Raw genomic sequence first — 18,617 nt, 5'->3', positions numbered from 1 at the left:
TCCCTTCCACAATGCGTGTGTCTTTCAGTGTATACGGTTACACCGTCGATTCTTCAATGAATTTTAACCGCCAAAACTGTAAATCCTGCTTTCCACCCTTTCACAGCGACTTTCCTGGACAGTCATCACAGTTCTTCGATACTCAACATGAGGTTACCGTCAGAAGGATAGCTGTCATGCAAACCCCGTATTCCGTTGCTGATTATCTGCTGGACAGGCTGGCAGGCTGTGGCGTCGGCCATCTCTTTGGTGTGCCGGGCGATTATAATTTGCAGTTTCTTGACCGCGTGATTGAACATCCCGACGTATGTTGGGTCGGGTGTGCGAATGAATTGAATGCGGCTTATGCGGCAGATGGCTATGCCCGGGTATCCGGGGTAGGGGCGTTGCTCACCACGTTTGGTGTGGGCGAGTTAAGCGCAATTAACGGTATTGCGGGTAGCTTCGCGGAATATGTTCCTGTTTTGCATATTGTCGGCGCACCCTGTCGCGGCGCGCAGCGTCGCGGAGAGTTGATGCATCACACTTTGGGTGACGGTGACTTTCAGCATTTTTACCGCATGCAGCAGGCAGTAACAACGGCCAGCGCGATACTGGATGAACAAAATGCCTGCTATGAAATTGACCGTGTGTTGCGAATGATGCTCAGCGAGCGCAGGCCGGGCTATCTGATGCTGCCTGCTGATGTGGCTAAACAGCCTGCTACGCCACCGAATGATATTATGATTGTTCCTCTGAGCGAGCCGGAAAGCAGCGTGATAGAGGCGTTTCGCTACCATGCCCGTGAACGATTGCTGGACAGCCCACGCGTAGCGTTGCTGGCCGACTTCCTCTCGCTGCGTTTTGGTCTGCAGCCGGTTTTACAGCGCTGGATGGCAGAAACGCCGATGGCTCATGCCACGTTGTTGATGGGCAAAGGACTGTTTGATGAGCGTCACCCGGCGTTTGTTGGCACGTACAGCGCTGGAGCCAGCAGCGATTATGTACGTCAGGCGATAGAAGATGCCGATACGATAATGTGTGTCGGCATACAATTTGTCGACACCCTGACTGCTGGGTTTACACAACAGCTACCGCAGGATCGCACCATTGACGTTCAGCCCCATGCGTCACGAATTGGATCCCACTGGTTTAACATCCCGATGGAGCAGGCGGTCACCACATTACGTGAGCTGTGCCTGGAAATGTCGTTTTCTCTACCGCCAGAACGTCCGCCAATTAGGCGTGTTCAGGTTGAGAAGGGCCCACTGACGCAGGAAAACTTCTGGCACACGGTACAGCAGTTTCTGAAGCCTGATGACATTATCCTCGTCGATCAGGGAACCGCCGCCTTTGGCGCGGCTGCGCTCTCACTACCTTGCGGGGCGGAAGTACTGGTTCAACCGTTGTGGGGATCCATCGGCTACGCGCTCCCGGCGGCATTCGGCGCGCAAACGGCCTGTCCGGACCGTCGGGTGATCCTGATTATTGGCGATGGCGCGGCGCAGCTCACCATTCAGGAGCTGGGCTCCATGCTCAGAGACGGGCAATCGCCGGTTATTTTACTGCTCAACAATGACGGTTATACCGTGGAGCGGGCCATACACGGGGCAAATCAGCGCTATAACGACATCGCCGCCTGGAGCTGGACGTCGGTGCCGCAGGCGTTTAGTCGTGAATGTCAGGCCGAATGTTGGCGGGTGAAGCAGGCGGTACAGCTGGAAGAGGTGCTGGCCCGGTTGTCCCATCCGCAACGACTGTCGTTAATTGAGGTGGTGCTACCGAAAGCCGATCTTCCTGAATTATTGCGCACGGTGACCCGTGCGCTGGAATCTCGCAACGGCGGATAGCTATTTATCAGGGCGCTCAGCGACCATCATCGGTTTGCCTGCCAGCAGCAGCCAGGCGGGCAGCATGACGATACACAGCAGTGGCAGCAGGGTGGAATCTGGCACCACCACTGCTGCCATAAACAGGCTCAGCCAGGCGTCACGGGTGACGACCAGCACCAGCCCGAGAATAGAGCAAGAAACCGTGATGGCAGCCGGCACCGCTTCAACATGGGCGTGCAGCATCAGGCCAAGCGCGACGCCAACGAATACCGCCGGGAAGATTCGTCCGCCGCGAAAACCACTCGCCGCTGCTACCACTAATGCCGTTAGTTTGATCACGGCGAGCATGAAATAATCTGATGTCCCCAGCGTTTGGCTAAACGCCATTTGCTGCATTTCGTCCAGTCCCTTAAACAAGGTAAGCGGCCCGCCGATAACACCCAAAATGCCAAGGATAAAACCGCCTGCCCCGAGGATCAGCACCGGGTGTTTTAATCGATGCATTAAATGGTGCAAACGCGGCAGACACCAGACGGCAACCATCCCAGCGGCAATGGCGATGGCAGCAACAACCGCGCCGCTGAGGATATCGATCAAGTGCATCTGCGTGTAGTGCGCGATAGGCAGTGAAAAATGGGGGTGAAAAAACAGGCTGGTGGTTAGTGAACCTGCGGCGGCGGCCATTAACGGTGCAAACAGGCGATCCCACAAGGGCACATCGTTTGAGCTATTCAGCGTTTGCGAAAATATCAGCGCGGCGGCAACGGGGGTACCAAATAGTGCGCCGATGGTGCCGGCAGAGGCGAGAATGGTCCAGTCCAGCTTCGCAATGCGCGGAAACATGCGGCTACCAAGTGCCACTGCCAGTGCGATATTCACGGTCATGATAGGGTGTTCCGGACCCAGACTGACGCCACCCGCGAGGCCGAGGATTAGTGCTGCCAGCAGGCCCGGTATTGCTGACGTTGGCACCGGCATACCAATTAACGGTTCACAGGCCGGATCCGGGCCTGCGTGGCCATGGCTGTAACGGATTACTAACCCGACCATGATCCCCGTGAGTGTCAGCATACCGATAATCCAGACCGGAGAGTCCTGGGCTATACCGATGCTAACAGGCAGACGTTCCCACAAAAACTGCTGTAAAACGGAAGCCACTTTCATCACAACGATCAACACCAGGCTGGACGCTATGCCAATGATTAGCGCTGGGGTTGATAGCAAGAGCATCGTTCTGGCTCGCGGATGGAGCATTTTCTATTCCTTAAAACAGAGTCATAGACATAGTTTGCACAGCCTGTCTGACGACATCGCTGCAAATGGTGCTGAAACGATAAAGTAATTGTGTGATCTGGATCGATTTTCCACGGGCATCAGCCTTCAGACCGTTGTTGTTATGTCCCCATGAATTTACAGTGTGGCAAAGATTTATTCTGACTTTAGCGGAGCAGTGGAAGAATGACAAAATATGCTTTAGTAGGGGATGTTGGCGGCACCAACGCGCGTCTTGCTCTGTGCGATATTGCCAGCGGCGAGATTTCGCAGGCAAAAACCTATTCCGGGTTGGATTTTCCAAGTCTGGAGGCGGTGGTGCGCGTGTACCTGGATGAGCATAGCGTTAGCGTTGAAGATGGTTGTATTGCCATTGCCTGTCCGATAACCGGCGACTGGGTGGCAATGACCAACCATACCTGGGCGTTCTCTATTGCTGAGATGAAAAAAAACCTGGGCTTCAGCCATCTGGAAATCATCAATGATTTCACCGCTGTGTCGATGGCGATCCCGATGCTGAAAAAAGAGCATTTAATCCAGTTTGGTGGCGCGGAACCTGTTGAAGGTAAACCTATTGCTGTTTATGGCGCAGGAACCGGGCTCGGCGTGGCGCATCTGGTCCACGTGGATAAACGCTGGGTAAGCCTCCCTGGTGAAGGCGGCCACGTGGATTTTGCGCCTAACAGCGAGGAAGAGGGAATTATCCTTGAGGTTCTGCGCGCGGAAATAGGTCACGTGTCCGCAGAACGCGTGCTGTCTGGTCCGGGACTGGTGAATCTGTATCGCGCGATCGTCAAGTCTGACGGACGCCTGCCGGAAAATCTGCAGCCGAAGGATATCACCGCACGGGCGCTGGAAGATTCCTGCATTGACTGTCGTCGTGCGCTGTCGCTGTTCTGCGTCATCATGGGACGTTTTGGTGGCGATCTGGCGTTAACGCTGGGCACATTTGGCGGTGTGTACATCGCCGGCGGTATTGTGCCGCGCTTCCTCGACTTCTTTAAAGCATCGGGCTTCCGTGGTGGTTTTGAAGATAAAGGCCGTTTTAAAGCCTACGTGCAGGATATTCCGGTGTATCTGATCGTGCACGATAATCCTGGACTACTTGGCGCTGGTGCGCATTTACGTCAGACGCTGGGCCATATTTTGTAAGGTCAGGGCCGGATGGCGCTCAGCGCTTATCCGGCCTTGTCGTTCTGGCTGTTCATATTTTCTAAAATTATCTTGATCATCTGTTGTTCAAATAAATCGGCATGCAGGTATCTTGTGTTTTTATATTTTTTATCGGTATCCAGATAGGGTTGATGCAAACAACATTCTGGCGGCGTGCATGAGATCAGGGTGTTAATAAGGTCAATTGGTTTAGGGTATTCAACAAATAGCGGGCCATGGCGATAGTTATTTTTATTTTGCCATTCCGCCAGATCGTCCATAAAACACTCTGCGGTTGGTTTTGGCATCGCGCTGAGTTTATCTTTGCCCAATACAATATAAGCCATGTTGTATAACCCGTGCGCGTATGGCCAGAACATTTAATGGAGCTTAGTGAGCCCTGGTTCTCTCAATGCAGACACGCTTTTACAATATAAATTGAGTTGTGTCCCTGCTTCTGTCACATCCTCATCCAGGAGCGCCATCAGGTAGCGGAGGATGAACATATCGCTTGCTGTCTGCTTCGCGGCCAGTACCTTTTGCGCTCTTTTTCTGGCATCCACTGCAAAGTCTGCACGTTTGTACCACACCGCCATCATTAAATTCGTCATGGCCAGGTTAACAGGGTGACCGTTATCACTCATACCCAATTTTTCAGGCAATAAGAGTGGTACTCGGTCAAATAAACCCGCGGCAAGAATCTCTAGTGTCGTCCATACATTAATACTGTGATCGCAGCCTGAGTCCACACCCTGCGTCACATGTTTAATCATCGCAGACTGTCGCAGGGATAAGTGTAGAGATTCCATATCATTTGACTGTATCGCGGTTTTATATCCTAATAAATCCGGGCTGCGCTTCATGCGCAGCATAAAAAGCCATGAACTCAGCTGTTGTTGCAGTGAATAATCCAGATGGCATTGTTCATGAATATCCAGGCACTCAGCTAAATAATCGTCCGTACTTATCCATATCAGGGCATTTTTTTCCGCTTCTTTTGCGTATTCGCGTAGATATGTACGTTGATATTTTTCGCTCAGCTTCGCCATGACATCACCTGTAAAAAATAGAGTGACGACCAATATACTACAAACTTAGTTCCGCTATCCCGTTCGTCGCGGAAACAACTGAAAGCGTGCGCTGTGCTCTCCATTCGTCACGCTTTTTCAGCACTATAAATGCATTAATTGTCTGAATTCTTTCACTTTGCTCCGACTAACCGGGATTTCAAATTCCAGATCCTTTAAACGCAGAATATAAGTGTTGTTAAACCAGGGTTCGATCTCGCGGATTTTATTCAGATTTACGCAGAACGAGCGGTGGCAGCGGAAGAAATGCGAAGCCGGCAGTTTGCTGCAAAATTCGCTGATGTTCATCGGCATGACGTATGATTCTCGTCGCGTATAGACGAACGTCATCTTTTCATGCGCTTCAGCGTAGTAGATGTCGTTGATTGGGGTCACGATGATCCGCTCATCTTTGATCAGGTTGATCGTATCGTTTTCGCGGGCCACCGGACTTACAGGGGACGTTCCCGTTTGCTGTTGCTGCCAGGCGGCTTCCAGCTTTTGCAGCATGCTGACAATGCGTGATTCCTGGTACGGCTTCAGAATGTAGTCAAAAGCTTCCAGTTCGAAGGCTTCAACGGCATGCTCTTTCCACGCGGTAATAAACACAATAAAGGGTTTATGTGCGAACTGGCTGATATTTTGTGCCAGCAATACGCCGTCCAGCGAGGGAATATTAATATCCAGAAAAATGGCGTCAACGCGGTTGTGCTGGAGATATTTCAGCACGTCCAGACCATCGTCAAACGTGCCGACAATCTCCATCTGGCTGTGCTCTTTTATCAGCCAGCTCAGTTCCTGTTGGGCCAGGAATTCATCTTCAACAATGATGACTTTCACGACTTCACTCCTGGTTAAAGCAATAATGTAGTTGGCGCGGCTGCGGGCGAGTGCACATTAGGTACATAAAAGGCAATCTCTGTGCCTGGCTCCAGACGGCGGATATGTAATCCCTCACCGTAGAGCAGCTTAACGCGATGGTGCACATTCAACAGACCAATTTTATTGCCCGGCATTTCATTGGACTCGACCCGTTCAATCACTTTTGGGTCGATACCATGACCCGTGTCTCGTACGGCAATCCGTACCCGGTTGCCGCACTCCGCAACGCTGATAGTGACCACACCTTTCCCTTTGCAGGGCTGGATCCCATGGACGATAGCGTTCTCGACCAACGGCTGAATCAGCAGGCTGGGAATAAAACAGCTTACCTCTTCATCGATATCATAAATAACGGTCAGCTTGTCGCCAAAGCGGGCCTGTTCGATGGTGATGTAATCCTTGATTTGATACAGCTCTTTCTTGATGTCGATCTGCTCATCGTCTTTTAATTCAATATTATAGCGAAGATAGCGCGACAAATTAAAAATGAGCTGACGTGCGGTGTCCGGGTTAAGGCGTACCGACGATGAAATCGCGTTCAGGGCATTAAACAGAAAATGGGGATTTATTTTGCTTTGCAGCGCGCGTAGCTCTGCCTTATTTGCCATTTCTCGTAGTTGCTCTGCGCGGGAGACTTCAAGCTGGGTGGAGATGATTTGCGACAGACCGATCGCCATTTCCTGTAACGAGGAAGTGATTTGATGAGCGTGACAGTAGTAGATCTTCAGCGTGCCGGTCACGACGCCTTTCTCCCAAAGCGGGATCACCAGCATAGAGTGGATTTCCGGGGTGCGATGCGCTTCATCATTGTTTTTTATGATTATTTTACCGTGATTTATGGCTTCTTGCGTGGTAGGGCTGACGAAGTCATCGTTATCGCGGTAGTTGATCTCTCCGACGCCAACATAGGCCAGAACGTGCTGAGTATTGGTGATTGCAACCGCGTCAGCGTGGATATCGTGGCGAATAATTTCGCACACCTGACGTAACGACTCGCTGTTGACCTGGCGAAAGAGCGGCAGCGTTTTGTTGGCGATATCCAGCGCCAGCTTGGCCTGTTTTGCAGCGCTGGCTTCTTTCTCACCTTCAACGCTTTGTACCAGCATCACGATAAAACCAATACAGACGCTGCCGAGGATCATCGGGATACCGATTTTTGAGACAATATCCAGCCCTAGTTCGGTGGTGGGTGCCCAGGCGACGACCAGTATCATGGTCAGTGATTCGCACAGCATTCCGCCTAAAATACCCGCGCGCCAGTGCTGCGCTTTGGGGATCTTACGGTTGATCCACCCGGCAATGCAGCCAGCCAGAATGCTGGTAATAAAGCAGGGTAGGGCAGTTACGCCGCCAATATCGATCAGGTAACGGTGGGTGCCTGCGATCAGCCCCGTAATAATGCCAACCCATGGACCGAACAGGATCCCTCCTGACATGACCGCGATAATACGCACATTGACCAGAGAACCTTCAACCGGTACGCCTGACCAGGTACTGAACAGGGCAAACATGGAGAAAATCGCGGTAACGGCGAGCAGCTCTTTTGGGGAGTGGGCTGACTTGTGCAACAGTTCGCGAAACAGGCGGATACGAATCAGGAAAAACAGACAGAACAGCATCAGTGCTGCCCGGTCAAATACCGCCAGCAGCATATTGAATATTTCGTGCACGGGTGACTCTTGCGCAAGGGTTAAACCACTATGATAGGTAACCTGAGGCAGGATGACCAGCACCCCCGCAGTTCAGAGCTAATGGGGAAAAACCATAATATTAAAAGGGGATTGTTGCATGATTGTTGTATTTACAATACCTGTCCTGTGAGTACTGCGTTCAAGGTAATGTATTTAACAACAAAATGTTAAATGATGGTAATTTTTGGCGGGTTGTGAAAATGGTTATTTCCTCATTTTACTCAGCTGTTCCTCTTTTTCGTCAGGAAAAAATATTTTGTTTTGCCTCTCGACAGAAGGAAATTATTCAGGCTATTTTCTAAACGTGCCACCATCGTGGCAGCGTCGCTCGGACGGTCCGGGCGCTAACGTTAATCTGAGGATATTATGGCTGACTCCCGCCCTGAACGTCGCTTTACGCGTATTGATCGCCTTCCCCCGTACGTTTTTAACATCACCGCTGAACTGAAGATGGCTGCGCGTCGGCGCGGCGAAGATATTATCGATTTCAGTATGGGGAACCCGGATGGGGCCACGCCTCCTCACATTGTCGAAAAACTGTGTACCGTGGCGCAGCGCCCGGATACTCACGGTTACTCCACCTCACGCGGCATTCCGCGTTTGCGTCGGGCGATTTCCCGCTGGTACCAGGAACGCTATGACGTTGAGATCGATCCTGAATCCGAAGCCATTGTGACCATCGGTTCCAAAGAGGGGCTGGCGCACCTGATGCTGGCAACGCTCGATCACGGTGATACGGTCCTCGTGCCCAACCCAAGTTATCCCATCCATATCTATGGCGCGGTGATTGCAGGCGCGCAGGTGCGTTCAGTGCCGCTGGTTGAGGGTGTCGACTTCTTTAATGAGCTGGAACGCGCAATACGCGAAAGTTACCCGAAGCCGAAGATGATGATCTTAGGTTTCCCATCCAACCCGACCGCGCAGTGCGTCGAGCTGGAATTCTTTGAGAAAGTGGTGGCCCTGGCTAAACGCTATGACGTGTTGGTGGTTCACGACCTGGCCTACGCTGATATTGTTTATGACGGCTGGAAGGCGCCATCGATTATGCAGGTACCCGGCGCTCGCGACGTCGCTGTTGAATTTTTCACCCTGTCGAAAAGCTACAACATGGCGGGATGGCGTATCGGGTTTATGGTGGGCAACAAAACGCTGGTGAACGCGCTGGCGCGAATCAAGAGCTATCACGATTACGGGACCTTTACGCCACTGCAGGTTGCGGCAATTGCCGCGCTGGAAGGCGATCAGCAATGTGTACGGGATATCGCTGAGCAATATAAACGTCGTCGCGATGTGCTGGTCAAAGGACTGCATGAAGCAGGCTGGATGGTCGAGATGCCAAAGGCCTCAATGTACGTTTGGGCGAAAATTCCAGAGCAATACGCCGGGATGGGGTCACTTGAGTTTGCCAAGAAGCTGCTGAACGAAGCGAAGGTATGCGTTTCGCCAGGGATTGGGTTTGGTGATTATGGTGATACGCATGTGCGATTTGCATTGATTGAAAACCGTGACCGTACCCGCCAGGCTATTCGCGGCATCAAGGCGATGTTTCGCGCAGATGGCCTGTTACCGACCAGTGCAAAATCGGCTTCTGAAAGTACCGACTGACAGAATGTTCCCCCAAAATGCAAAACAGGAGCCTGATGGCTCCTGTTTTTTTGCTGCGTCTTTTAATTTAGATCATCAGGGCGAAAGTACCGGCCCAAACGATGACCATAAAAGAAATGCCCATAAAGAAATATTTCACTTTTCATCTCTCCGCGTACCTGGGGTACGTCTAAATGAACATATGCTTACCTGACAGAGAGCTGATGCACTCGCGAACGAAAGGGAGAATACCCCTCATTTGCTTGGCTGCATCACCTCAGAATTCTGAGCTTTAATGCTCCAGACGGCGCTAATGTACGCCTAAAAATGAGGAGAGACAAGAGGCATTTTTTTATTTAATTTTAATAACTTACAAGTGTCGTGATTCGGCGACAGTTTAATTTCTGCCGGTAATAAATTGCTATTGAGCGACGGAATGGTTACTCGGAGAATTCTCATATCGCCATGATGTTAATGCGGTTAATTTTTCGCGGAATGAGATAATGAAAAGGTTAAAAATGACCAGATTAATGATGTTAGCACTCGTTTTTACGCCACTGACGTCGATGGCGGCCTCACCGTTGGCGTTTAATTTCAGCTGCGCAAGTATTGGTGGTGTGAATAGTGATGGCAAAGGCAATGTTTGGATTGATGGCTCGAAGGCGACGGTGAAGGCCTTCAATGAAAATTACTGGGAAGCCAAAAGCGGGAACAATACGGTTTCTATTTCTCGTAAAGATGACGGAAACCCGGACGTTTCCTGGAGTGGGCCGAATCGAAAGCACGGGGTATGCCTGCCTGAAGATAATATTGACTTTTCTGGGGCCAAAAAATCGACCAGCACTGGACCCTCTTTTTCCTGCGCTGCGGTTGCAAAGGGCAGTATCGAAGAGATTATCTGCCAGAGTCCTTCGCTCTCAGAAATGGATTTAGCGTTAAACGGGGCCTACAAGCAGGCGCTGGTTAAATCGAGCAATAACCCGACGCTGAAAGCAGAGCAGCGCGGTTGGGTGAAAGGGCGCAACGAGTGCTGGAAGGAACAGGATAAATCAGCCTGCATCGCCCGCAACTACAACGAGCGAATGGCTGAGCTGCTCAGCAAATGGGGCGTTAAGTAATTCAACCGTAGAAAAAAAGAAAGGCCTTACGGCCTTTCTTTTTAGATATACAACGAAGCTTCACCCATCGGGCGAGTTTTGAAGCGACGGTGGATCCAGAGATACTGCTCGGGTGCACGCATGATCTCTTTTTCGATAATTTTGTTCATATACGCCGCAGCCTGGCTTTCATCTGCCGGGTAACCTTCCATTTCTGGGGTGATGAACAGGCGGTAACCGGTGTTATCTGCTTTTCTCACCATGGTTACGGTCAGCATTGCTGCGCCCGATAATCGTGACAGCACGTAGGTACCGTTGGTGGTCGCCACGTCTTTGACTGCGAAGAAGGGGGCGAATGAACTCCCTTTACGACCATAGTCCTGATCGGGGGCAAACCACACTGCCTCGCCTTTTTTCAGGGCGCCGACAATACCACGCAGATTATTTCTGCCGATCATCGCCTTGTTGGAGCGCATACGACCGCGGGTTTGGATCCACTCCATCAACTTATTATTGTGCGGACGATAGGTTGCCATCATTGGCTGGCAAAGCCCCATTACGCGACCACCCAACTCGAGCGACATAAAGTGTACGCCAACGACCATCACGCCACGGTTTTGCATCTGAGCGCGCTTCAGGTTGTCCAGCCCTTCTACATCAAACCATTTACGCACCCGACGGTCCGGCCAGAACCAGGCCATACCTGTTTCAAGTAGCCCCATGCCGAGCGAACGGAAATTCTCATCGACCAGTTTGTCTCTTTCTTCCTGTGACAGATTTGGGAAACAGAGTTCGAGATTTTTACGTGCAATAGATTCACGGCGTTTTAAAAATGGACGAGCCAGCGTTCCTGTACGGGTACCAAGAAAACACAATACGGGATAGGGAAGCTGTACCAGTAACCAGAGCACACCAACACCAAACCATGTGAGCCAGTAGCGCGGATGCAAAAACGCGCGTGAAAATTTACATTGGGGGAACATAAGCACCTGTTGTTGATACGAAATAGATGTATCGCGAAGATTCTTTGGCTGTCGCTTTACACTCTGCACTGATCGTTAGGCCGCCATGAACGACATTGGTTCCTGTAAAGAGTGTAAAACTGAGTCAGGACAAAACCACGAGGGGGCATGAATGATCGGACGCACAATGTACACCCGAAAATTAATGTCAGCCAGAAATAATTACTCAAGATTCGTAAATGTTTTTAGGGCGATTAAGGGCAAAATTTCGCCTATATATAATTCGTTGTTTTTATGATGATTAAATAAACGACGGAGAAACAGTGTAATAGTAAGCGGTCGAATAATTTTTGTGAATAAAATGTTGCTCAAATTGCATGCGGATAGGAATTGTCTTAGAATATAAAGTTAAGGGAGTGTAAGGACTTACGTTAAGTTTACGGCAGACAGGAGGTATCGCTATGCTCTATTTCTGGACCTTTCTCATACTGAGCATTCTGTCCGTCAGTTGCTATATCTGGCAGGTTATAGGCGCTGCGGCGTCAATTAGCGCTTTTCTCGGCATGGCCATCCTTACGGCATTAATTTACGTTTTTACTATGCGGCTGACCAATGGTAACGAAATGGTAACTGGATTATTCCTGTTTCTTGCTCCGACATGTGGTTTGATCATTCGCTTTATGGTCGCGGATGGTAAGCAATAATTTGCAATCTTACGTTTAGCAATAAATTATCACTTTGAGTTATTTATTATTTATCTGAGTTTATCGAAGTGCCAGCATCGCTGGCACTTTTTTGTGAGACCGAAATGAATTACCGGGCATCCGCCAACTGGAGTGATGCTTCCTCTTGCTGAGCATTTTTTCGCTGTTGCTCAAGTTCCAGCGCACCGCGATGAGAGAGGTAGCAGAACAGGATGCAGCAAACAATACCCCCCATCAGCAGATAGAAGCCGCCGTGCCACCCCATTTTGTCGACCATTACGCCAAACAGACTGGTGCCCAGCGATGCGCCAAAAATGTAGCTCATAAATCCGCGCAGTCCTACTGCAGAACCTACTGCGAAGCTGGGGACGATTTCCATCGTCTGAACAGAAGCGAGGAACTGTGGAACATAGATCAGGCAACCCACAATGGCGGCAAAAATAGTGACCATCAGCAGGGATTCACTTTTCCAGTAGCCGATCAAACAGACGAAAATCAGCGCCATACAAATCATGGCCAGCGGCATGCGACGGCCTTTAAACAGTTTATCGGTAAGCCAGCCCGCCAGTAATGTGGAAGGGATTGCCGCCCATTCAAAAAACAGAAAAGCGATGCTCATTTGCTCTTTCGAGAAATGTTTTTCGGTTAACAGATAAATAGGCAACCAGCTAATCATGCCAAAACGCACCATATAGACGAAGACATCTACCAGTGAAACATACCAGGCATTCTTATTACGCAGCACATAGGTGCAGAAGATCTGGAAGGCACTCATATTTTCTGGCGCCTGGTCAGTGTGTCGGGAATTTAATACTACTTTTTCTTCCGGCATCATTTGTTCCAGAGCCGGTAAGCCTTCCTGGCGCGGTGAACCTTTCCCCAGAATAAGCACAATAAAAGCAAACAGTACGGCAACACCGGCCGGGACAATATAGCTGGCGCTTTGCCAGTGCTCGCTCCCTAAAATGGCAAAGGCGGCACCAACAATCGGAGCGACAATACCACCGCCAACGTTGTGAGAAATATTCCAGAATGCGCCGACGCGTCCACGTTCTTTACGCGGAAACCAGTTGGCGATGGTAATAAATGAAGGACCAACGCCCATTCCCTGAAACAAACCGTTGAAAACGACCAGAGCGGCAAAAATCCAGAATCCGGTACTGAATCCTAAACCGACGTTTACGATGGCGCACAGAACCAGGCCGCATGCCATAAAGACCTTAGGGCTGGCCTTGTCTGCCAGACTACTCATAATGCCTTTACTGATCCCATAGGCAATAAGCATGCAGCTGCTGAGTAGACCAATTTGCGTGGCACTGAGATCCAGATGTTCTTTCAGGTACGGTGTTGATAGCGTGAAGTTATTACGCACAATATAGTACGCAAGATAGCCAAGAAATACGCTGAGTAATGCCTGAATGCGGTATCGGCCATAAGTTTCCTGGACTTTCTCCGCCGGGACTTTATTTGCCGCTGGCCCTGCCTTAAATATGGATAACATATCATCACCTAAATTTATATTGATGTGAATATCAGGATTTTTCGCAGTGAAGAGTGAAATAGACGGTAGAGAAACTCAAGTTGATGAAATGAGTCACTATTGACACAATTTGTGGATTGCGTGGCTGATTTTGACTCTTTTTAAATAATGGCTTTTCAATTCTATTCTTTTACGAACGCTTTTATCATCGGCGTGTGCGGATATTAACAAATTCAGACTGCGTTTTCGGGTATTCTTTACCGATGTCGTCACTTTCCGTTTGGTTATTCTACGAATAACCTTATTCTTCCCCCAGTCGGTGATAAACGGGTAAGTTTTGTCTCAATATTATTTTTTGCGTATGTTGGTATTTATGAACGGGATCACAAACAGACTTTTGGGCCGGGGGCGTTGTTGGGCGTTCTCGCTCTGTTTTATGTCGTTGTCGGTGAGTTGCCTGGCGCAGGGTAAAGAGCTGGTAATGGCGACAACCTTTTCCCCTGGGGCAACGGCCTGGATTATTCAGCGTTGGCAGACTGAACCGGGGTCGGTGATGATTCGCACGTTAAACCGGACCAGCAGTTCGTTGGAGCAACTGCTGGATACCGCGAATGCGGAAAATGTTGATCTGATTTTGACCTCATCCCCTATGCTGTTGCAGCATCTGCAGGAGCATCAGAAGTTGGCGCCTTTCGAAAATGCGTTGCCGGAAAGCCAGCGGCTGGTGCCAGACTCTATCCGTTCGACCTCCGTGGCAGTGGCGATATCTGGTTTTGGTCTGTTGATTAATCGTTCTGCGCTGGTGGCACGGCATCTGTCGCCTCCTGCCGACTGGGGGGATTTAACGCTGCCCAAATATCAGAACGCGCTGTTGATGAGTAGCCCATCGCGTTCGGATACCAACCATCTGATGGTTGAGTCATTGCTACAGCAAAAAGGGTGGGAAGCGGGGTGGGCGACGCTGCTGGCGAGTGCTGGAAATCTGGTGACGATTTCATCACGCAGTTTTGGCGTAGCCGACAAAATTAAGAGTGGCCTGGGCGTGGCGGGGCCGGTCATTGATAATTATGCCAACCTGTTGCTTAACGATCCTCACCTGGCTTTTACCTATTTTCCACGCTCGGCGGTATCGCCAACCTATGTTGCTGTTCTCAAGAACAGCCAGCACCCCAATGAAGCGCGTCGTTTTATCCGCTATTTGTTAAGCCCGGAGGGACAGCGGATCCTTGCTGATGCGAATACGGGGAAATATCCGGTAACGCAGCTCGCATCTGATAATCCCCGCGCTGCTCAGCAGGCTATTTTACTGAACCAGCCTCCGCTTAATTATCGGCTGATCCTTAAGCGACAACAGTTAGTCCAGCGGATGTTTGATACCGCCATCAGTTTCCGTCTTGCGCAACTGAAGGATGCATGGCGGGCACTATACAGTGCGGAAGCACGCCTGAAACGCCCGCTACCCGAAATCAGAGCCTTACTGACCAGCGTTCCGATAGATGCCAAAAGTAGTGAAGATGAAGCCTGGCTTGCGCAGTTTGATAATAAAAGCGTTGCCGAACAGCAGATGATGGAGTGGCAGCTCTGGTTTCTTAAAAACCAGCGTCAGGCGATATCAAAACTGGAAGAATTAAAATGAAAGGTGGATCGATACTGCAACGCCTTCGCCAACTCAGCATCAGCAGCAGCCTGCGGGGAGCCTTTCTAACGGGCGCATTACTGACGTTGAGCGTAAGCTGCGTCAGTTTGTACTCCTGGCATGAGCAGAGCTCGCAGATACGCTATTCGCTTGATGATTACTTCCCGCGAGTGCATTCCGCTTTCTTGATTGAAGGAAATCTTAACCTGGTTGTGGACCAGCTAAATGAATTCCTGCTGGCTCCCAATACAACAGTAAGGCTGCAACTGCGCAATCAGATAATCTCGCATCTGGATAAAATCGAAGTGCTGAGCAGGGGGTTGCAACCAGCAGAACAGCAGCAGCTGGCGGTGATTTTGCAGGATAGCCGGGCGCTGATGGCGGAACTGGACCGGGTGCTCTACAACATGTTCCTTGTACGCGAAAAAGTGAGCGAGCTTTCCGCGCGCATTGATTGGCTACATGATGATTTTACTACTGAGCTGAATTCACTGGTGCAGGATTTTACCTGGCAGCAGGGGACGTTGCTGGATCAAATCGAGGCCAAAAATGGTGATGCGGCGCTGTATCTCAAACGTGCCCGAGAGGTGCAAAATGAGCAGCAGCAGGTCTACACCCTGGCAAGAATTGAAAACCAGATCGTTGATGATTTACGCGACAGGCTCAATGAACTGAAATCGGGTAGCGACGATGGCATGCTGGTGGAGAATCACATCCGCTACCTGGAAAATCTGAAGAAAACGGCGGATGAAAATATCCGCACCCTCGATGACTGGCCCAGTACTATCACACTGCGACAAACTATCGATGAGCTGCTGGAAATCGGGATGATGAAAAATAAAATGCCCGATACGATGCGCGATTATGTCGCAGCGCAAAAAGCGCTGGTTGATGCCAGCCATGCCAGAGAGGCCACGCTTGGGCGCTTTCGAACACTGCTGGAAGCGCAACTGGGGAGTAGCCATCAGCAAATGCAGACGTTTAACCAGCGGCTGGAACAAATTGTTCGCGTCAGCGGTGGACTTATCCTGCTGGCGACGCTGCTGGCGCTACTTCTCGCCTGGGGGCTTAACCACTACTTCATTCGCTCGCGTCTGGTGAAGCGTTTTACTGCGCTCAACCAGGCCGTGGTGCAAATTGGTCTTGGCAGAACGGATGCCTCTATCCCGGTATATGGACGCGATGAACTGGGGCGTATTGCAGGCTTGCTGCGTCATACCTTGGGCCAGTTGAGTGCGCAAAAAAATCAGCTGGAGCAGGAAGTGACCGAGCGCAAGGAGATTGAATCCGATCTTCGTGCAACGCAAGATGAGCTGATCCAGACGGCAAAACTGGCGGTGGTCGGCCAGACTATGACCACGCTGGCGCACGAGATTAATCAACCGCTGAATGCGCTGTCGATGTACCTGTTTACGGCAGGGAGGGCAATCGAACAGGGGCAACCCGCTCAGGCCAGAAGCACATTAACCAAAGCGGAGGGGCTGATTACTCGCATCGATGCCATTATCCGTTCACTGCGTCAGTTTGCGCGCCGGGCCGAACCTGGCACGCCTCTGCATCCGGTCGATCTCCGACAAACGTTCAACGCTGCCTGGGAACTGTTGGCCATGCGACACAAGCCACAGCAGGGTACGCTGACGCTCCCAGACCGGGGCGTGTGGGTGGCTGGTGATGAAGTGCGTATCCAGCAGGTGCTGGTAAACGTCCTGGCAAATGCGCTGGATGCCTGTCCGGTTGCGGCGAAAATAGAGGTTCACTGGCAGACCGAAGGCAGCCGGTTGTGCGTATTTATCAGCGATAACGGCCCCGGTTGGCCTGGAGCATTATTACCATCACTGTTAAAACCGTTTACCACCAGTAAGGATGTTGGCCTCGGTATTGGCTTATCGATTTGTGTATCGTTAATGATGCAAATGAACGGCGAACTGCGCCTGGCGTCGACCCCGGGGCGCAATGCCTGCGTCGTTCTGCAATTTAATCTGACGGATGTAAACGATGTTGAGTGATGAATATTCTGTTCTGCTTATTGATGATGATGCCGATGTTCTTGACGCTTACACCTTGTTGCTTGAACAGGAGGGATATCATGTATTCGCATGCAGTAACCCTTTTGATGCCCGAAATTGGCTGCAGGCCGACTGGCCAGGGATTGTCCTGAGCGACGTGTGTATGCCTGGCTGTAATGGAATTGACCTGATGACGTTGTTTCATCAGGATGACAATCAGCTTCCGATCCTGTTGATCACCGGACATGGCGATGTCCCGATGGCGGTGGACGCGGTGAAGAAAGGTGCGTGGGATTTTCTGCAAAAACCGGTTGATCCAGGCAAACTGCTGGTGTTGGTAGAGGATGCGTTGCGTCAGAGAAAATCTGTGATTGCACGTCGTCACTATTGCCAGCAAAAGCTCCAGGTTGAACTGGTCGGCTACAGTGACTGGGTTAATCAGTACCGCCAGCGCTTACGGCAACTGGCTGAAACGGATATTGCCGTCTGGTTTTATGGCGAGCCGGGAACGGGGCGTATGACCGGAGCCCGTTATTTGCATCAGCTTGGGCGCAGCGCTGAAGGACCGTTTATCCGCGGGGAATTGACGTTAGAGAATGCGGGGCAACTCAATGACCTTATTGCCCAGGCGCAAGGGGGAACGCTGGTCCTGAGCCATATTGAGTGCCTGACGCGCGAACAGCAGCACCAGCTGGTGCATTTGCAAAGCCAGGAGCGGCGTCCGTTTCGCTTAATTGGCATTGGCGCCACTTCGTTGGTGGAACTGGCGGCAACTAATCAGATTGTGGCCGAACTTTATTACTGTTTTGCGATGACGCAAATTGGTTGCCAGCCGCTGTCTCAGCGCCCGGATGATATTGAGCCGCTATTTCGCCATTATCTGCAGAAAGCCTGTCTGCGCCTGAATCATCCCGTGCCCGAGGTTGACGGGGAATTACTAAAAGGAATGCGGCGTCGCGTGTGGTTAAGCAATGTTCGAGAGCTGGCCAATGCCGCCGAGCTTTTTGCAGTTGGGTTATTGCCACTGGCTGAAACCGCGAATCCACAGCTACATTTGCCCGAACCGACACCGCTCGATCGTCGGGTCGACGAGTACGAGCGACAGATCATTACCGAAGCGCTTAATATTCATCAGGGACGTATTAATGAAGTGGCGGAGTATTTACAAATTCCGCGTAAGAAACTGTACTTGCGCATGAGAAAATACGGACTGAGCAAGGAACACTATAAGTTTTAGCAGATGGCGTGTGGGGAAGAAGAGCGGTTGACGGCA

Annotated in this window: 16 protein-coding genes; 8 read left to right on the top strand and 8 right to left on the bottom strand. The window is 50.8% G+C overall.

Going from position 1 to position 18,617, the window contains the following annotated elements:
- Positions 1-176: 176 nt before the first annotated feature.
- Positions 177-1,829, top strand: a complete 1,653-nt coding sequence (locus C2U43_RS18280) for an alpha-keto acid decarboxylase family protein (RefSeq protein ID WP_103285603.1) — start codon at positions 177-179, stop codon at positions 1,827-1,829.
- Here the strand turns inward: C2U43_RS18280 and C2U43_RS18275 are convergent, their stop codons facing one another.
- Positions 1,830-3,065 (bottom strand): ion channel protein, encoded by a 1,236-nt coding sequence (locus C2U43_RS18275; RefSeq protein WP_008785389.1) that lies wholly within the window; start codon positions 3,063-3,065, stop codon positions 1,830-1,832.
- A gap of 204 nt (positions 3,066-3,269) precedes the next feature.
- Between C2U43_RS18275 and glk the strand changes: the two genes are divergently transcribed.
- Positions 3,270-4,235 (top strand): glucokinase, encoded by a 966-nt coding sequence (gene glk, locus C2U43_RS18270; protein ID WP_100272062.1) that lies wholly within the window; start codon positions 3,270-3,272, stop codon positions 4,233-4,235.
- A 26-nt stretch (positions 4,236-4,261) separates the two neighbouring features.
- Here the strand turns inward: glk and C2U43_RS18265 are convergent, their stop codons facing one another.
- The 4 genes from C2U43_RS18265 to C2U43_RS18250 form a co-directional block, all read right to left on the bottom strand.
- Entirely contained in the window at positions 4,262-4,582 is a 321-nt protein-coding gene (locus tag C2U43_RS18265; RefSeq protein ID WP_158654549.1) for a hypothetical protein, read from the bottom strand.
- A 33-nt stretch (positions 4,583-4,615) separates the two neighbouring features.
- The gene (locus C2U43_RS18260) at positions 4,616-5,284 is read right to left on the bottom strand and encodes a hypothetical protein (RefSeq protein ID WP_103285601.1); all 669 of its coding nucleotides are present in this window, start codon (positions 5,282-5,284) and stop codon (positions 4,616-4,618) included.
- Positions 5,285-5,407: 123 nt separating this feature from the next.
- Positions 5,408-6,142, bottom strand: a complete 735-nt coding sequence (locus tag C2U43_RS18255; RefSeq protein WP_003834866.1) for a LytR/AlgR family response regulator transcription factor — start codon at positions 6,140-6,142, stop codon at positions 5,408-5,410.
- Between the two features lie 14 nt (positions 6,143-6,156).
- Complete coding sequence (locus tag C2U43_RS18250) at positions 6,157-7,854, bottom strand: sensor histidine kinase (protein WP_008785387.1); 1,698 nt, start codon at positions 7,852-7,854, stop codon at positions 6,157-6,159.
- Between the two features lie 387 nt (positions 7,855-8,241).
- On the opposite strand from C2U43_RS18250, the gene alaC reads away from it, so the two are divergent.
- Complete coding sequence (gene alaC, locus C2U43_RS18245; protein WP_003834862.1) at positions 8,242-9,480, top strand: alanine transaminase; 1,239 nt, start codon at positions 8,242-8,244, stop codon at positions 9,478-9,480.
- 67 nt (positions 9,481-9,547) lie between these two features.
- Here the strand turns inward: alaC and ypdK are convergent, their stop codons facing one another.
- The gene (gene ypdK, locus C2U43_RS18240) at positions 9,548-9,619 is read right to left on the bottom strand and encodes a membrane protein YpdK (RefSeq protein WP_010723117.1); all 72 of its coding nucleotides are present in this window, start codon (positions 9,617-9,619) and stop codon (positions 9,548-9,550) included.
- 343 nt (positions 9,620-9,962) lie between these two features.
- Here ypdK and C2U43_RS18235 point away from each other — a divergent pair, with 343 nt between their 5' ends.
- A complete protein-coding gene (locus C2U43_RS18235) occupies positions 9,963-10,577 on the top strand; it encodes a lysozyme inhibitor LprI family protein (protein WP_103285600.1) in 615 nt (204 codons plus the stop codon).
- A gap of 41 nt (positions 10,578-10,618) precedes the next feature.
- Here C2U43_RS18235 and lpxP read toward each other — a convergent pair whose 3' ends face one another.
- Complete coding sequence (gene lpxP, locus C2U43_RS18230; RefSeq protein WP_020996694.1) at positions 10,619-11,539, bottom strand: kdo(2)-lipid IV(A) palmitoleoyltransferase; 921 nt, start codon at positions 11,537-11,539, stop codon at positions 10,619-10,621.
- 440 nt (positions 11,540-11,979) lie between these two features.
- Between lpxP and C2U43_RS18225 the strand changes: the two genes are divergently transcribed.
- Entirely contained in the window at positions 11,980-12,222 is a 243-nt protein-coding gene (locus C2U43_RS18225) for a DUF2545 family protein (protein ID WP_103285599.1), read from the top strand.
- A 109-nt stretch (positions 12,223-12,331) separates the two neighbouring features.
- Here C2U43_RS18225 and pgtP read toward each other — a convergent pair whose 3' ends face one another.
- Positions 12,332-13,723 (bottom strand): phosphoglycerate transporter PgtP, encoded by a 1,392-nt coding sequence (pgtP, locus tag C2U43_RS18220; protein ID WP_048234793.1) that lies wholly within the window; start codon positions 13,721-13,723, stop codon positions 12,332-12,334.
- 415 nt (positions 13,724-14,138) lie between these two features.
- Between pgtP and pgtC the strand changes: the two genes are divergently transcribed.
- From pgtC to pgtA, 3 genes are read left to right on the top strand one after another with little or no spacing between them, the layout of a single operon-like run.
- A complete protein-coding gene (gene pgtC, locus C2U43_RS18210; RefSeq protein ID WP_103285598.1) occupies positions 14,139-15,338 on the top strand; it encodes a phosphoglycerate transport regulator PgtC in 1,200 nt (399 codons plus the stop codon).
- 11 nt (positions 15,339-15,349) lie between these two features.
- Positions 15,350-17,344 (top strand): two-component system sensor histidine kinase PgtB, encoded by a 1,995-nt coding sequence (gene pgtB, locus C2U43_RS18205; RefSeq protein WP_172111188.1) that lies wholly within the window; start codon positions 15,350-15,352, stop codon positions 17,342-17,344.
- A complete protein-coding gene (gene pgtA / locus C2U43_RS18200; RefSeq protein WP_032944112.1) occupies positions 17,334-18,581 on the top strand; it encodes a two-component system response regulator PgtA in 1,248 nt (415 codons plus the stop codon). The genes pgtB and pgtA overlap by 11 nt, the downstream gene beginning before the upstream one ends.
- Positions 18,582-18,617 lie beyond the last annotated feature (36 nt).

The sequence above is a fragment of the Citrobacter freundii complex sp. CFNIH9 genome, from assembly GCF_002903305.1.
Lineage (GTDB): Bacteria > Pseudomonadota > Gammaproteobacteria > Enterobacterales > Enterobacteriaceae > Citrobacter > Citrobacter portucalensis.
Note: the sequence above shows the minus strand (reverse complement) of the source record. Positions and strands in the feature narration are given on the sequence as shown.

Coding starts and splice junctions, on each gene's coding strand:
- C2U43_RS18280 (WP_103285603.1), top strand. CDS start 177: ATGCAAACCCCGTATTCCGTTGCTGATTATCTGCTGGACAGGCTGGCA.
- C2U43_RS18275 (WP_008785389.1), bottom strand. CDS start 3,065: ATGCTCCATCCGCGAGCCAGAACGATGCTCTTGCTATCAACCCCAGCG.
- glk (WP_100272062.1), top strand. CDS start 3,270: ATGACAAAATATGCTTTAGTAGGGGATGTTGGCGGCACCAACGCGCGT.
- C2U43_RS18265 (WP_158654549.1), bottom strand. CDS start 4,582: ATGGCTTATATTGTATTGGGCAAAGATAAACTCAGCGCGATGCCAAAA.
- C2U43_RS18260 (WP_103285601.1), bottom strand. CDS start 5,284: ATGGCGAAGCTGAGCGAAAAATATCAACGTACATATCTACGCGAATAC.
- alaC (WP_003834862.1), top strand. CDS start 8,242: ATGGCTGACTCCCGCCCTGAACGTCGCTTTACGCGTATTGATCGCCTT.
- C2U43_RS18235 (WP_103285600.1), top strand. CDS start 9,963: ATGAAAAGGTTAAAAATGACCAGATTAATGATGTTAGCACTCGTTTTT.
- lpxP (WP_020996694.1), bottom strand. CDS start 11,539: ATGTTCCCCCAATGTAAATTTTCACGCGCGTTTTTGCATCCGCGCTAC.
- C2U43_RS18225 (WP_103285599.1), top strand. CDS start 11,980: ATGCTCTATTTCTGGACCTTTCTCATACTGAGCATTCTGTCCGTCAGT.
- pgtP (WP_048234793.1), bottom strand. CDS start 13,723: ATGTTATCCATATTTAAGGCAGGGCCAGCGGCAAATAAAGTCCCGGCG.
- pgtC (WP_103285598.1), top strand. CDS start 14,139: ATGTCGTTGTCGGTGAGTTGCCTGGCGCAGGGTAAAGAGCTGGTAATG.
- pgtA (WP_032944112.1), top strand. CDS start 17,334: ATGTTGAGTGATGAATATTCTGTTCTGCTTATTGATGATGATGCCGAT.